General features: G+C 68.8%; 16 protein-coding genes. 7 read left to right on the forward strand and 9 right to left on the reverse strand.

Annotated elements, in window-relative coordinates:
• Window positions 1-59 precede the first annotated feature (59 nt).
• The gene (locus ACFCQI_RS03560; RefSeq protein ID WP_395120009.1) at window positions 60-464 is read left to right on the forward strand and encodes a hypothetical protein; all 405 of its coding nucleotides are present in this window, start codon (window positions 60-62) and stop codon (window positions 462-464) included.
• 7 nt (window positions 465-471) lie between these two features.
• Here ACFCQI_RS03560 and ACFCQI_RS03565 read toward each other — a convergent pair whose 3' ends face one another.
• Complete coding sequence (locus tag ACFCQI_RS03565; protein ID WP_395120010.1) at window positions 472-1,584, reverse strand: inorganic phosphate transporter; 1,113 nt, start codon at window positions 1,582-1,584, stop codon at window positions 472-474.
• A gap of 72 nt (window positions 1,585-1,656) precedes the next feature.
• Window positions 1,657-2,286 carry a DUF47 domain-containing protein gene (locus ACFCQI_RS03570; RefSeq protein WP_136259163.1) on the reverse strand — a complete coding sequence of 210 codons (630 nt, stop codon included), beginning with the start codon at window positions 2,284-2,286 and terminating at the stop codon, window positions 1,657-1,659.
• Window positions 2,287-2,420: 134 nt separating this feature from the next.
• Here ACFCQI_RS03570 and ACFCQI_RS03575 point away from each other — a divergent pair, with 134 nt between their 5' ends.
• Entirely contained in the window at window positions 2,421-3,746 is a 1,326-nt protein-coding gene (locus ACFCQI_RS03575) for a hemolysin family protein (protein ID WP_395120011.1), read from the forward strand.
• Between the two features lie 83 nt (window positions 3,747-3,829).
• Here ACFCQI_RS03575 and ACFCQI_RS03580 read toward each other — a convergent pair whose 3' ends face one another.
• Complete coding sequence (locus ACFCQI_RS03580) at window positions 3,830-4,591, reverse strand: RNA methyltransferase (RefSeq protein WP_395120012.1); 762 nt, start codon at window positions 4,589-4,591, stop codon at window positions 3,830-3,832.
• 136 nt (window positions 4,592-4,727) lie between these two features.
• Between ACFCQI_RS03580 and ACFCQI_RS03585 the strand changes: the two genes are divergently transcribed.
• Complete coding sequence (locus ACFCQI_RS03585) at window positions 4,728-5,531, forward strand: inositol monophosphatase family protein (protein ID WP_395120013.1); 804 nt, start codon at window positions 4,728-4,730, stop codon at window positions 5,529-5,531.
• A 30-nt stretch (window positions 5,532-5,561) separates the two neighbouring features.
• On the opposite strand, the gene ACFCQI_RS03590 is transcribed toward ACFCQI_RS03585, so the two are convergent.
• The 3 genes from ACFCQI_RS03590 to ACFCQI_RS03600 all read right to left on the reverse strand — a co-directional run bounded on the left by ACFCQI_RS03590 (window position 5,562) and on the right by ACFCQI_RS03600 (window position 7,132).
• Window positions 5,562-6,110, reverse strand: a complete 549-nt coding sequence (locus ACFCQI_RS03590; RefSeq protein WP_395120014.1) for a hypothetical protein — start codon at window positions 6,108-6,110, stop codon at window positions 5,562-5,564.
• A 148-nt stretch (window positions 6,111-6,258) separates the two neighbouring features.
• Entirely contained in the window at window positions 6,259-6,591 is a 333-nt protein-coding gene (locus tag ACFCQI_RS03595) for a cupredoxin domain-containing protein (protein ID WP_395120015.1), read from the reverse strand.
• A gap of 10 nt (window positions 6,592-6,601) precedes the next feature.
• Complete coding sequence (locus ACFCQI_RS03600) at window positions 6,602-7,132, reverse strand: DUF4142 domain-containing protein (protein WP_395120016.1); 531 nt, start codon at window positions 7,130-7,132, stop codon at window positions 6,602-6,604.
• A 154-nt stretch (window positions 7,133-7,286) separates the two neighbouring features.
• Between ACFCQI_RS03600 and ACFCQI_RS03605 the strand changes: the two genes are divergently transcribed.
• Entirely contained in the window at window positions 7,287-7,994 is a 708-nt protein-coding gene (locus tag ACFCQI_RS03605) for an RNA polymerase sigma factor (RefSeq protein WP_395120017.1), read from the forward strand.
• Between the two features lie 6 nt (window positions 7,995-8,000).
• Here the strand turns inward: ACFCQI_RS03605 and hda are convergent, their stop codons facing one another.
• From hda to ACFCQI_RS03620, 3 genes are read right to left on the reverse strand one after another with little or no spacing between them, the layout of a single operon-like run.
• Window positions 8,001-8,708: a DnaA regulatory inactivator Hda gene (hda, locus tag ACFCQI_RS03610; protein ID WP_395120018.1), complete on the reverse strand. Its 708-nt coding sequence runs from the start codon at window positions 8,706-8,708 to the stop codon at window positions 8,001-8,003.
• On the reverse strand, window positions 8,705-9,880 hold the full coding sequence (locus ACFCQI_RS03615) for an AI-2E family transporter (RefSeq protein WP_395120019.1): 1,176 nt from the start codon (window positions 9,878-9,880) through the stop codon (window positions 8,705-8,707). The genes hda and ACFCQI_RS03615 overlap by 4 nt, the downstream gene beginning before the upstream one ends.
• Before the next feature lie 14 nt (window positions 9,881-9,894).
• Window positions 9,895-10,878, reverse strand: a complete 984-nt coding sequence (locus ACFCQI_RS03620; RefSeq protein WP_395121233.1) for a DUF2066 domain-containing protein — start codon at window positions 10,876-10,878, stop codon at window positions 9,895-9,897.
• Between the two features lie 152 nt (window positions 10,879-11,030).
• Here ACFCQI_RS03620 and purM point away from each other — a divergent pair, with 152 nt between their 5' ends.
• The 3 genes from purM (at window position 11,031) to ACFCQI_RS03635 (ending at window position 13,619) form a co-directional block, all read left to right on the forward strand.
• On the forward strand, window positions 11,031-12,059 hold the full coding sequence (purM, locus tag ACFCQI_RS03625; protein WP_395120020.1) for a phosphoribosylformylglycinamidine cyclo-ligase: 1,029 nt from the start codon (window positions 11,031-11,033) through the stop codon (window positions 12,057-12,059).
• A 160-nt stretch (window positions 12,060-12,219) separates the two neighbouring features.
• Entirely contained in the window at window positions 12,220-12,879 is a 660-nt protein-coding gene (purN, locus tag ACFCQI_RS03630; RefSeq protein WP_395120021.1) for a phosphoribosylglycinamide formyltransferase, read from the forward strand.
• A gap of 35 nt (window positions 12,880-12,914) precedes the next feature.
• The gene (locus ACFCQI_RS03635) at window positions 12,915-13,619 is read left to right on the forward strand and encodes a DUF3108 domain-containing protein (protein WP_395120022.1); all 705 of its coding nucleotides are present in this window, start codon (window positions 12,915-12,917) and stop codon (window positions 13,617-13,619) included.
• Window positions 13,620-13,650 lie beyond the last annotated feature (31 nt).

Raw genomic sequence — 13,650 nt, forward strand, 5'->3', positions numbered from 1 at the left:
GACTCGGCAGGCGAGGCCCGACAGAGTAACCTCGGGCTCTGTCCCACGGGAATGGCACCATGCGCCACTTCGAAGCCGTGCGCTCCCACCTGGCCGGCGCGCACCAGTTGCACCACAACGATCCCTACCTGATCAGCTTCGACCTGGCGCTCGGCCAGGGTCGCCACCAGGGCATCTACCTGGCCGAGCTGGAGGGCGAATCCGGCCGTCGCTACCTGCGCGTGTCCACCCCGATCGGTCCGCTTGCCGGCACCGATCCGCAGCGCTGCCTGCGCTTCAACTGGGAGCAGCGCACCGGTTTCCTGGCGGTGGCCGACCTGGACGGTTCGCCCTACCTGCACCTGTGCGAAAACCGCCTGTACGAATTCCTCGACGCCGCGGAACTGGACCGGGTGATCCGCGTGCTGGGCAAGCTGGGCGACCGCCTGGAGCAGGTCATCGCCAGCGACGAGGATGCCTTGTAGCGGTGCCTCAGAACGCCGCGCGATACGCCAGCACGAAGCCGTAGGCCAGCAGCGCGGTGATCGGCAGGGTCAGGATCCACGCCCATACCATCCGCTCCACCACCGACCAGCGAATCGCGCTGAAACGCTTGGCAGCGCCCACGCCCATGATCGAGGACGACACGATATGGGTGGTCGACACCGGGATGCCGAACACCGAGGCGCTGAGGATCACCAGCGCACCGCTGGTTTCGGCGGCGAAACCGTTGATCGGGTGCAGCTTGACCATCTTGTGGCCCAGCGTCTTGATGATGCGCCAGCCGCCGCCGGCGGTGCCCGCGGCCATGGTCAGCGCCGAGACCACCTTCACCCACACCGGGATCACGAAGCCGCCGGCCGGGTTCTCCTCGATGCGCAGGAAGCCGAGTATCCACGGCAGGTGGTCGAACTCGTGCGCCGCGGTGGCGCCGGCCAGCGCCAGCGCGATGATGCCCATGCTCTTCTGCGCATCGTTCATGCCGTGCGCCACGCCCATCGCGCCGGCCGAGAGGATCTGCGCCTTGCCGAACAGCGCGTTGACGAACGGCGTGCGGCCGAACCGACGCGACCAGCCCTGACGGTTGGCGAACCACGACAGCAGCGCGTACAGCAAACCCATCACGATGAAACCGATGATGAAGCCGCCCACCGGCGACACCACCATCGGGATGATGACCTTGGGAATGACGCCGCTGCCTTCGAACCAGCCGCCATGGATCCAGATCACCGAGTCGAAGTTGTTGCCCGACGCGGCCAGCGCGGCGCCGACCAGGGAGCCGATCAGCGCGTGGCTGGAGCTCGACGGCAGGCCCAGCCACCAGGTGATCAGGTTCCACACGATCGCCGCCAGCAGCGCGCAGATCAGCAGCTGCGAGCTCACCTCCAGCACGCCGGCATTGATCAGGCCCGAGGCGATCGTGGCGGCCACGGCGGTGCCGAGGAAGGCGCCGACCAGGTTGGTGCCGGCGGCCATCAACACGGCCTGGCCCGGACTGAGCACCTTGGTGGCCACCACCGTGGCGATGGAATTGGCGGTGTCGTGGAAGCCGTTGATGTAGGTGAACGCCAGCGCGATCACCACCACCGCGATGACGACGCTCATGCGCGAACTCCCGCGGCAAGGCGGCGGCCGGCGGCCGAACGAGGCGAAAGGCGCAGGGTCACGAGCGGGCCCTCAGGAGTTCTTCAGCACGATCGAGTAGACGATATTGCCCACGTCGCGACACTTGTCGATGGCCTTCTCGATCAGCTCGAACAGATCCTTGGCCAGCATCGCGCGCATCGCGTCGCTGCCTTCGACATACAGGGTGCGGTACGGCGCCAGCAGCATGCGATCGCCCTCCGACTCCAGCGCCTGCAGGCGATCCTGCAGCTTCTTCACGCGATCGATGCGCAGGCCGTTGCGCAGCTCGCCGACCATCTCGGCCACCACCTCGCTGGAATGCAGCAGCACCTGCGCGCGCTGCGCGAAATCCACGCCGCCCAGGCGGGCGGAGACGATCTCGTAGCGCTCGGCGAATTTCTCGATGGTCTTGGGGATCTTGTAGAGCGAGGAGTTCAGCGCCTCGATGTCCTCGCGATCCAGCGCGGTGACGAAGGTGTTGACCAGCCCCTCGCTGATCTGCGCGGCCAGCTCCTTCTCCCGCGCGCGGGTCGCCGCGAAGCGCGCCATCACCGAGCCCTGGTCCGGCTTGGTCAGCAGGTCGTGCAGGGCCTGGGCGCTTTCGCTGGCGGCGCTGGCGCTCTGTTCAAGCAGGCCGTAGAACTTGTCGCCTTTGCCGAAAATCGTCTGCAATGAAAACATGCTGGCCATGCCTGAAGGAGCGGGATGACGGAAATGTTACAGGATGCCCGTGCTGCCATGCATCAATATCCGCGTGAAGCGGAGCCCCGCTGCCCTTACACTGTGCCCATGCACCCTCCGACACCTTCGCCGCGATGCTGACCGAAATCGCGCTCGTCTTCGTGCTTGCGCTGTGCAACGGCTTCTTCGCGCTGTCGGAGATGGCCCTGGTCGCGTCGCGGCCCAGCCGCCTCAAGCAGATGGCCCGCACCAGCCGCAAGGCCGCGGCCGCGCTGCGCCACGCCGAGGCGCCGGAGCGCTTCCTCTCCACCGTGCAGGTCGGCATCACCCTGGTGATGCTGGTGACCGGCGCGGTTGCCGGCGATGCACTGGGCGCGCACATCGCCGCCGTGCTGACCGGCGAGCACATGGCCTGGCTGCTGCCGTACGCGCGCGGCGCGGGCATCGTGCTCGGTTTCGCGCTGATCTCGTACATCCAGATCGTGATCGGCGAACTGGTGCCCAAGCGGCTGGCGCTTGCCGCACCGGAGAAGGTGGCGTCGTACGCCGCCATCCCGATGCTGGTGCTGGCGCGGATCACCTCGCCGTTCGTGTGGCTGCTCAACGCATCCAGCGGCCTGCTGCTGCGCCTGCTGCGCATCAATACGCACGGCCGCGGCGTGGTCACCGAGGAGGAGATCCGCCTGCTGGTTGCCGAGAGCGTCGAGGCGGGCGTGATCGACGAGGACGAGCACAACATGGTCAACCGCGTGCTGCGCCTGGGCGACCGCACGGTGGACAGCGTGATGACGCCGCGCATGCGCATCGCCTGGCTGGACCTCACCGCATCGCGCGAGGAGAACATCGAGGTGATGCGGCAGACGCCGTACTCGCGCTACCCGGTGTACCGCGGCGACGAGAGCGACGTGGTCGGCGTGGTCGAGGTCAAGCGCATGCTGCACAGCTTCGCCGAAGGCAGCCCGGAGTTGTTCGGCCATCTGTCCCGGCCGCTGTTCGTGCCGGCCACGGCGCGCGCCCTCGACCTGCTTGAGGAGTTCCGCGACGCCGAGACGCCGCTGGCCCTGGTGGTGGACGAGTACGGCGACATCGAGGGCGTGGTCACCGTCAACGACCTGCTGGCCGCGGTGGTCGGCGCCAGCCAGATCGGCCACGGCGGCAGCGACGAAAGCCCGATCAAGCAGCGCGCCGACGGCAGCTGGCTGATCGACGGCAGCCTGTCCACCGACGACCTGCGCGAACTGCTGCGCACCGGCGAACTGCCGGGCGAGGCGGACCACGATTTCCGCACCGTGGCGGGCATGGTGATGACCGCGTTGGGCCACGTGCCGCAGGTCGGCGAGGTATTCGCCTGGCGCGGCATCCGCTTCGAGGTGGTCGACCTGGACGGCGCCCGCATCGACAAGCTGCTGGTCACCCCGGCGCCCTCGGCGAACGACGCCGGCGGTGAGGAGACTGGCTGACAGGCAGGAGTGAGTGAAGAGGAGTGAGGAGTGAGAGAAGGCTGATGCGGAACCGGCTGTGGCTTTCTCTCACTCCTCACTCCTCACTTCTCGCTCTTCGCCAGTCCCGCCATGCGCTGTGCATCGGCCAGGATGCCGTGCAGCACACGCAACTCGCGCTGGTCCGGCTGGGCGCGCTGGAACAGCTTGCGCAGGCGCAGCATGATCGTGGTCGGCTCGCGGCCCTTGTGGAACTCGATGTCGTCCAGTGTCTGCGCCAGATGGCGGTAGAACTGTTCCATCAGGGCGGCATCGGCGAGCGGCTCGTCGTGCTCCGGCGGTGGTGCGGGCACTTCGTCGCCCAGGGCCGCCATGCGCAATTCGTACGCCATCACCTGCACCGCCTGCGACAGGTTGAGCGAGCTGAAATCGTCCACGCTGGGAATCCGCACCATCGCGTGGCAGTGCGCCAGCTCCTCGTTCGCCAGCCCGCTGCGCTCGTTGCCGAACAGCAGCGCCACCTGTTCGCCGCGCCGCGCGGCAGCCAGCGCCTGTCGCGCGGCTTCGCGCGGCCCGATTTCCGGCAGGGTGATGCCGCGCCGGCGCGCGGAAAGGCCCAGCGCGAAACTGCAGCCGGCCAGCGCGTCGACCAGCTCGCCGTGCACGCCGGCATGCTCGAGCACGTCATCGGCACCGGCCGCCAGCGCGTTCGCCTCGCGGTCGGGGAAATGTGCCGGGCTGACCAGCCCCATCCGCGCGAAACCCATCGTGCGGATCGCCCGTGCCGCGCTGCCGATGTTGCCCGGGTGCGAGGTACGCACCAGCACGAAGCGGAGGCGGGAAGCGAGGTCGGCGGTGTCGGGCATGCGCGGATCGGCGTGGCGGGCGGAACACGCAAGGATAACGGACAAGCGCCGGCGCCGGCCGCTTTCCGCCCGCAGCGGCGGGCGGCCTGCTAGAATCGGCGGCCGCAAACCCCGCTCTCTTCCAAAGTCGATACCCATGGCCAGACCACACGTCACGATCGCGGCGCGCGCCGCGCGTTCCGCAGGCAATGTGATCCTGCGCTACATGAACCGCATCGACGGCCTGCACGTGGTCGAGAAGCAGCAGATGGATTTCGTCTCCGAGGTCGACAAGCTGGCCGAGGCGGAAATCGTCAAGGAACTGCGCCGCGCCTACCCCGACCACGCCATCCTCGCCGAGGAAAGCGGCGCGACCGGCAAGGGTCCGCTGACCTGGGTGATCGACCCGCTGGACGGCACCCACAACTACCTGCGTGGCATCCCCCACTTCTGCGTGTCGATCGCGCTGCTGGAAAAGGGCGTGCCGATCCACGCGGTGGTATTCGACCCGCTGCGCGACGAGCTGTACACCGCCAGCAAGGGCGACGGCGCCTACCTCAACGATCGCCGCATGCGCGTGGGCAAACGCGAGAACCTGGGCGGCGCGATGATCGCCACCGGCTTCCCGTTCCGCCAGCGCGAGCACCTCGGCCCGCAGCTGGACATGACCCGCGCCATCCTCGGCCAGGCCGAGGACATCCGCCGCTCCGGCTCCGCCGCGCTGGATCTGGCCTATGTCGCTGCCGGTCGCTACGACGGCTATTTCGAGATCGGCCTGAAGCCCTGGGACATGGCCGCGGGAGTGTTGCTGGTACACGAGGCCGGCGGCCGCTACTGCGACTTCGCCGGCCGCGACGGCATCCCGGAAAGCGGCAACCTCATCGCCGGCAACCTCAACGTGGCCAAGGCGATGGTCGACGCCATCGGGCAACAGGCGACGCCGGCGCTGCTCAAGGCTTGAGGTAGCCGCGCGCTACTGTGCCCACGCAGTTCACCGGTTCCCATCTGAAAGCGGCGGACACTTCGCGATATCAGGTTCACCGATGCGAGTCGCCGAAATGATGTCCGGCGGCACGGGCGGTGAATCGGGTGCCACGGCCCCGACAGCACCTCCCCAAATAGCGCTCGTGCCGCCGAGCCCCGTCGGCGTAGGGTGCAGACTTACTCCGTAACCACCATCGGGGGAGCGCACGAGTTCCAGTTCGACGGTGTGTTCGCGCATGCCCCAGGAAAAGAAGCCTTGCGCGGGAACGTAGTCACCCTCCGCTGGTGCGCCAACGCGTTCAAGCACGAAGCAGGCATTGTCAGGATCACGCCGAAGCGAATCGCGAAACGTGTAGCCCTGCCGATCCAGCAGGGGTTGCTCGAAGAGAACCATCGTCCCGCTACGGAACACACGAGCTGACGACCCTGCACAGGAACCATGGCAGATTCGCACCACATAGGTGCCCGCGTAAACCGCCGGATGAGTTGCCGAATAGGGCTCGACCGTGCTTCCAAGAAGCGCCGCGATCACGACGCCGGAGAACAGCCACGCCATGGCATCGACTCCCGATGTTGTTCCGAGGAATCATGCGCGTGCGAAACAGCTCGCACAAGAACGACTCGACAACTGCGCGCGCCAACAAGGCCATCGGCGGCTGGCGCGGTTCGCCCGGTCGCACGCTGGCGACCGGGCAATGGACAGACTACTTCACCAGCAGGTTCGCCTGCATCGTCGGGTGGAACTTGCAAAACACCACGAAGCTGCCGGCCTTCGCCGTCATGCGCACCTTGGCGCCCGGCTTGAGGTCGACGTCGAAGCTGCCGTCGCGGGCGGTGGCGCTGTGTTCGAGGATGCCGTGATTGGCCCATTCGATGATGTCGCCGGCGCGCACGTCGGCAGGCATCGGGCCGAAGGCCATCTTGTCGATCACGACCACGTGCACGCGCGGGGCGGGCGCCGCGCCGGCGGCGGTGGCCGGCACGAAGCCGCCCACCAGCGCCAGCGCGATGCCGAGCCAAAGCATCATGCGAAGCATGGCGCGCTCCCTACTTCAGGCTCTGCGCCAGATGCTCGGCATGCATCTGGTGCGACTGGAACAGCTTCAGCCCGGTTTCCAGCAGCGACTTCAGCTCCGCGTTCTGTGCCGCCGGAATCAGCGTGCCGCTCAACGCACCGTTGACGGTCTGGTGGAAGGCGACTTCGTTGGCAGCGTAGGCCTTGTCGTAGGCATCGCCGCTCAACGCGGCGAGTTTGGCCTGTTCGGCCGCGGCGGCGCTGGCCAGCGACTGGCTGGTCGCGTTGTCCTCGGGCGTCACGCCCAGCTTCTTCACCAGCGCCAGCGCCTGCTCGTTCACCGCCGCGTGGTCGCGTGCCATTTCCTCGGCGAAGGCGCGCACCGCGGGGTCATGCGACTTCTGCAGCGCCTGCTTCGCCGCGGTGACGTCGATCGCGCCGGCGGTGTAGGCGATGTGCGCGATCTGCGCGTCATTGGGAGCCGGCGCGGCGGCATCGGCTTGCATGGCGGGACCGGCGGCCAGCGCCAGGCCGAGGATGAGGGCAAACAGCGGCTTGTTCATGATGGGTGATTCCTTGGGTTTGATGGGCGGCACGCAGCGGCCGCCCGTGCCCATCTGATGCAACCGTGGCGCGCCGGTTCCCGCCAATCGGTCACGGGCCGCGGGAACCTCGCGGCATGCAAATGCATCGGATCGGGTGTAGAAGGAGGAAACCATGCCCAACCAAGCCCGTATTGCACCCGTCGACTACGCCACCCTGGATGACCACGCGCTGGTGGCGTGCGTCCGCAACGGCGAGCGCGCGGCGTTCCGACACATCATGCAGCGCTGCAACCAGCGCCTGTTCCGCGTCGCGCGCGCGGTGATCGGCGACGACTCGGAAGCGGAAGACGTGCTGCAGGAATCGTATATGCGTGCCTATCACAAACTGGATTCGTTCCGTGGCGAGGCGACCCTGTCGACCTGGCTGACCACGATCGTGCTCAACGAGGCCCGTGGCCGCCTGCGCAAGCGCCACACCATGGTCGGGCTGGAACAGGTGGACGCCGCACCCGACGACACGCACCAGATCATCCGCTTCCCCTCGGCCTTCGGCAGCGAGGACCCCGCCGCCTCCGCCGCCCGCGCGCAGATCCGCCACCTGCTCGAGCACGCCATCGACGAACTGCCGCCGGCTTTCCGCGTGGTGTACATGCTGCGCGAGGTCGAGGAATGCAGCGTGGAGGAAACTGCCAGCCAGCTCGGCATCAAGCCGGAGACGGTGAAAACCCGCCTGCATCGCGCCCGCCGCCAGCTGCGCGCCGCGTTGCACGACAAGCTCGCCACCACCGTCGGCGAGGCTTTCGCCTTCATGGGTCGCCGCTGCGCCCGCGTCACCGACGCGGTGATGGCGCGACTGGACGCCGAGACGGGCGAGGCCTGACGCCGGTCAGGACGCGCCAGCCCCACCCTCGCGCAGGAAATCGCGCAGGAACGGGATGGTGACGCGCCGCTGCGCGGCCAGCGAGGCGGCGTCCAGCTTGTCGAGCAGGTCGAGCAAGGCGCCGAGGTCGCGCGCATAGCGGGCGAACAGCCAGTCAAGCACGCTGTCGTCCAGCTCGATGCCGCGCGAGGACGCCTGCGCCTTCAACACCGCGCGCCGTTCGTCGTCGTCCAGCGGCTTCAACGCGAACTGGGTGCAGGCGCCGAGGCGCGAGCGCAGGTCGGGCAGCTCGATGCCCATCTGCGCGGGCGTGGCGTCGGCGGCGAACAGCAGCGCGTGACCCTCGGCTCTCGCGCGGTTGTAGAGGTCGAACAGCGCATGTTCCGCATCGCGCTTGCCGGCGATGGAACCGAGATCATCCAGCGCCAGCAGCTCGCTGCCGGCGACGCCGCGCATGACGGCCGCGGCATCACCCATCGTGGCCAGCGGCAGGTATTGCGCGCGCCGGCCGGCCGCGGTGGCGGCCTGGCAGGTGGCCAGCAGGAGGTGGCTGCGGCCGCTGCCGGCCACGCCATGCAGGTAGATCCAGGGCACACCGGGCTCCACCGCGAAGCGGCGCAGCGCAGCCAGCGCGGCCGCGTTGGCGCCGGCGTGGAAATGCTCGAAGCGCTGGCGTCGAGGCCAGCGCAACGCGAGCGGCAGTTGCGGGTTCATTCGACCGGCCGGTCCCCCGGCGCGGGCGCCACCTGCGCCCCGGCAGCGACGTCGCCATCGGCGCGCACGGCCACCTCGACCTCGGCGATCACCGGATCGGCGGGCCCCTCGTCGTTGTACAGCTCGCTCATCCGGTAGCGCTCGACCAGGTAGCGCAGCAACACCACGATCACCGACGCAGCAGGCAAGGCCAGCAGCACGCCGAGGAAGCCGAACAGGTAACCGCCGGCCAGCACCGCGAAGATCACCGCCACCGGATGCAGGCCGATCTTGTCGCCAACCAGCTTGGGCACCAGCACGTAGCCTTCCAGCAGCTGGCCCAGCATGAACACGCCGCACACCATCAGCACGTGGGCCCAGTCGCCGAACTGCACCAGCGCAGCGATGATCGCGGCGACGAAGCCGATGATGAAACCGAGATACGGCACGAAACTGAGCAGGCCGGCGACCATGCCGATCAGCAGGCCGACCGACAGGCCCACCAGCCCCAACCCGGTGCCGTAGAACACGCCCAGCGCGAGCATCACCAGCAGCTGGCCGCGCACGAAGGCGCCGAGGATGGCATCGGACTCGCGCGCCAGGTGCGCGATGGTCGGCTGCACCGAGCGCGGCAGCATGCCGTCGATGGTGGCCACCAGCCGATCCCAGTCGCGCAGCAGATAGAACGCCACCACCGGGATCAGCACCAGGTTGGTCAGCCACATGGCGATGCCGACGCCCGAACGCGAGACCTTGCCGATCACCGCGGTGGCGACGCCGCCGATCGAGCCGATGTGCGCCTTGATGGTGCCGAGCAGGCGCTCGCTGTCGAAGGTGTGCGGGTCCAGGTGCAGTCGCGCCTGCAGCCATGGCCAGGCCACGTTCTGCGCCCAGTCGCCGTAGCGCGGCAGGTTGCTGACCAGGTTCTCGACTTGGTGGACGATCATCGGGATCAGCAGCAGCAGCACGCCGACGACCACCACCAGGAGCACCACGAAGACGATCGTGGCCGCCCACATCCGCTTCAGCCCCAGCCGCTCCAGCCGGTCGGCCAGCGGATCGCCCAGGTAGGCCAGCATCGCGGCGATCGCGAACGGCATCAGCACCGGCGCCAGCAGCCACAGCAGGTAGACGATGACGGCGGCGAGCGCGAACAGCTGCCAGCGCCGCGAGATGTCCTTGTCCCGGGTCACCCGATCCACCGCCTTCACCGCAGCCAGCGCAAGTTGGCGTCCGCACCCTCGTGCGGTTCGCCCTGCAGCAGCAAGCGCCCGCCCGCGGCGAGGCTGGTGGCCAGCGCCTTGATCGGCATCGACGCGGTGACACCCAGCAGGACGCCGTCGTTCAGCGCACCGATCGTGGTCACCTGGTGCACCGAGGGATCGCTGTCGAGCGTGGCGAGCAGGCTGGCGTACTCATCGGCCGAATCCACGCCGCTGATCCACAGCTTGCCTTCGCTGGTCGCCGCGCCGATCACGTTGAGCTGCTTGCCCAGCCGGTCGACCAGGCCGTTGCCGGCATCGGCCAGCACGGCATCCTCGTCCGTACCCTGGTTGCTCCAGCGCTGCGCCTGGCCGCCGGCAATCAGCGTCCAGTCCGCGGTGCCGGCGTGCAGGCTGCCGAGCAGGACCAGGCCGGTGTGGTACTGCCGGTTGATGCGCGCCAGCGTGGCCGGGTCGGCCGCCGCGACCAGCGCCGGATCGGGCTCGCTGCCGGGCTCGGGGAAGACCACCGTGGTGCCGCGCGCCGCGGCAGTGGTGGCCAGGCTGGCCAGTTGCGCCGGATCGACGGCGCTGCCGTCGGCCTGCTGCACCAGCAGCAGCACCGGCGGCTTGATCCCCGCGCTGGCCACGCCGAGCTTGCCGATCAGCCGACGCACCGAGGCCGGCGCGAAATCCACGTCCAGCACCAGGCCGGTGGCGGCGCGCTGGTACTGGAACTTCTGCACCAGCGAACTGGCGCTGCCCAGCGCCTCGGCGTAGCCCGGGTTGGCGCGCAGGTCCTGCCCGCCGGCCACCCGCGCCATCACCTGCGCCAGCGCGGTGGAGAACGCCTGGTCGCGCTGCTCGTCACTGGTGTCGGTCACCGGCACGGTGACCGAATACGGCGAGCCGGCCGCCTGCGCATGCAGGCGCGGCAGCGCCGCCAGCCCGAGCAGCAGGAACACGATCCACAGACGGTGCAGGCGCATGGGCACGGCGATCTTCCTGAAGAAAACACGGGTGAAGTCTGCCCAATCCCGCCCGAAGCGTCCATCCATGCGGCGCGGCGGCGACCGGATGCCGCGGGTTTCGGTGGCGCATGCTGCTAAACTTGCGTGTTTCTGCCACGCCGGTTTCCGCCATGTCCGACGCCCTCACCTACCGCGCCGCCGGCGTCGATATCGACGCCGGCAATGCCGTGGTCGAACGCATCAAGCCGCTGGTCAAGCGCACCTTCCGCCCCGAGGTGATGGGCGGGCTGGGCGGCTTCGGCGGCCTGTTCGATCTCTCCGGCCGCTACCGGGAGCCGGTGCTGGTGTCCGGCACCGACGGCGTCGGCACCAAGCTCAAGCTCGCCCAGCAACTGGGCCGGCACGACACCATCGGCATCGACCTGGTCGGCATGTGCGTCAACGACGTGCTGGTGCAGGGCGCCGAGCCGCTGTTCTTCCTCGACTACTTCGCCACCGGCAAGCTGGACGTGGACACCACCGTGGCCGTGGTCGGCGGCATCGCCAGGGGCTGCGAGCTGGCCGGTTGCGCGCTGATCGGCGGCGAAACCGCCGAGATGCCCGACATGTACCCGCCCGGCGAATACGACCTGGCCGGCTTCACCGTCGGCGCGGTGGAAAAGTCACGCATGCTGAGCGGCGCGTCGATCGTGGCCGGCGACGTGGTGCTGGGCGTCGCCTCGAGCGGGCCGCACTCGAACGGCTATTCGCTGGTGCGCAGGATTCTCGAGCGCGCCGGCAACCCGTGGGAGCTTGATCTCGGCGGCGTGACCCTGGCCGATGCGCTGATGGCGCCAACCACGATCTACGTGAAGCCGATGCTGGAGTTGTTGAAGGAAAGCGTGGTCCACGGACTCGCCCACATCACCGGCGGCGGCCTCAAGGAAAACATCATCCGCGTCGTGCCCGACGGCCTCGGCCTCGCGCTGGACGCATCGGCCATCGTGCTGCCGCCGGTGTTCGACTGGCTGATGCGCGAAGGCAAGGTCGCGCGCGAGGAAATGTGGCGCACGTTCAACTGCGGCATCGGCTTCACCGTGATCCTGCCGCCCGACGCCGTGGCCGACGCGTCCGCGCTGCTGGCGCAGCACGGCCTGGTCAGCTCGGTGATCGGCGCGGTGGTGAAGGCACAGGACGACGAGCGCGTGCATATCGGCTGACATATCGTGCCCGCCCGCGCTGCGCCGACATACCGTTCGCCCTGAGCGCAGCGCACGCGGAAAGCAGCCGGAAATGGCTGCTTTTTCAGGAAGCGAGGAAGCCGAAGGACCCTTCGACTCCGACCCTGCGGGCCCACGCTCAGGGCGAACGGCGAAAACCATGACCTCACCAACACGCATCGCCGTCCTCGCCTCCGGCCGCGGCAGCAATCTCGCCGCGCTGATTGCCGCGCGCGACGCCGGCACCCTGCCGGTGGAATTCGCCCTCGTGGCCAGCGACAAGGCCGACGCCGGCGCGCTGCGCCTGGCCGAGGCGGCCGGCATCCCCACCCTGGCGCTGTCGCCGAAAGCCTATCCCGATCGCCGCGCCTACGACTTGGACCTGTTCGGCCGCGTTGCCGCCAGCGGTGCCGAGCTGCTGGTGCTGGCCGGTTTCATGCGCGTGATCGACGCCGAGGCATTGCGTCCGTGGGTCGGCCGCGTGATCAACATCCATCCTTCGCTGCTGCCGAAGTACCGCGGCCTGCACACCCATCGGCGCGCGCTGGAAGCCGGCGACGCCGAACATGGCGCCAGCGTGCATTTCGTCACCGCCGAGCTCGATGGCGGCCCGGTGATCGCCCAGGCACGGCTGGCGATCGAGGCCGGCGACGACGAACAGCGCCTGGCCGAGCGCCTGCTGCCGCTGGAACACCGCCTGCTGCCGGCCGTGCTCGGCCTGCTCGCCAGCGGTCGCCTGCAATGGCGCGACGGCACGGCGCACCATGCCGGGCAGCCGCTGTCGGCCCCGCTGCTGCTGGGCGACCACGGCCTGGAGTGATGCACCATTCAGGCCGGCGCGGGCAGACTCCGGGCATGACCATGCGACCCCTGCTCGCCACCCTGCTGGCCCTTTCCTTCTGGCTTGGCACCGCCACCGCGGCCACCACGCCGGGCGCCTTCACTGCCACCTACGAGGTGTCGCGCGACGGCAGCCCGATGGGCACCGCCACGGTGAGCCTGCAGAACGACGGCAACGGTCAGTGGACCTACCGCAAAGCGGTCAAGGGCACCGGCGGCCTCGCCGCGCTGCTCGGCGCCAGCACGGACGAGACCTCACGCTTCCGCTGGAAGGGCCAGCTGCCCGAGGCGATCAGCTACGACTATCAGCTGCGGACCGGGATCAAGGACAAGACGCGCCACCTGCGCGTGGACTGGAACGCCCGCCAGGTGCACGTCGAGAGCAGCAAGGGCAGCGAGAGCTATCCGGCGCAGCCGGGCATCGTCGAGCGCAACACCTTGCCGCTGGCGCTGGGCGTGGCCCTGCAGGACGGCCAGCAGCAGGTGGCGCTGGCGGTCGCCGTGCGCCAGCGGGTGGAGACCCAGCAGTTCAGGGTCGTCGGCAAGGAAAACATCCAGGTTCCCGCCGGCAGCTTCCAGGCCCAGCGGGTCGACCGCACCGATGCCGACCGCGGCTTCAGTGCCTGGTATGCGCCCGAGCGCTACCCGCTGCCGGTCAAGCTGTCGCAGCACGATGGCGGCGACCTCACGATGGAGCTGGTGAGCTACAAGGCCGACTGATCCGTAGGAGCCCGCTCGCAGGCGATGCTTT

The sequence above is a fragment of the Rhodanobacter sp. FW102-FHT14D06 genome (assembly GCF_043950705.1).
Lineage (GTDB): Bacteria > Pseudomonadota > Gammaproteobacteria > Xanthomonadales > Rhodanobacteraceae > Rhodanobacter.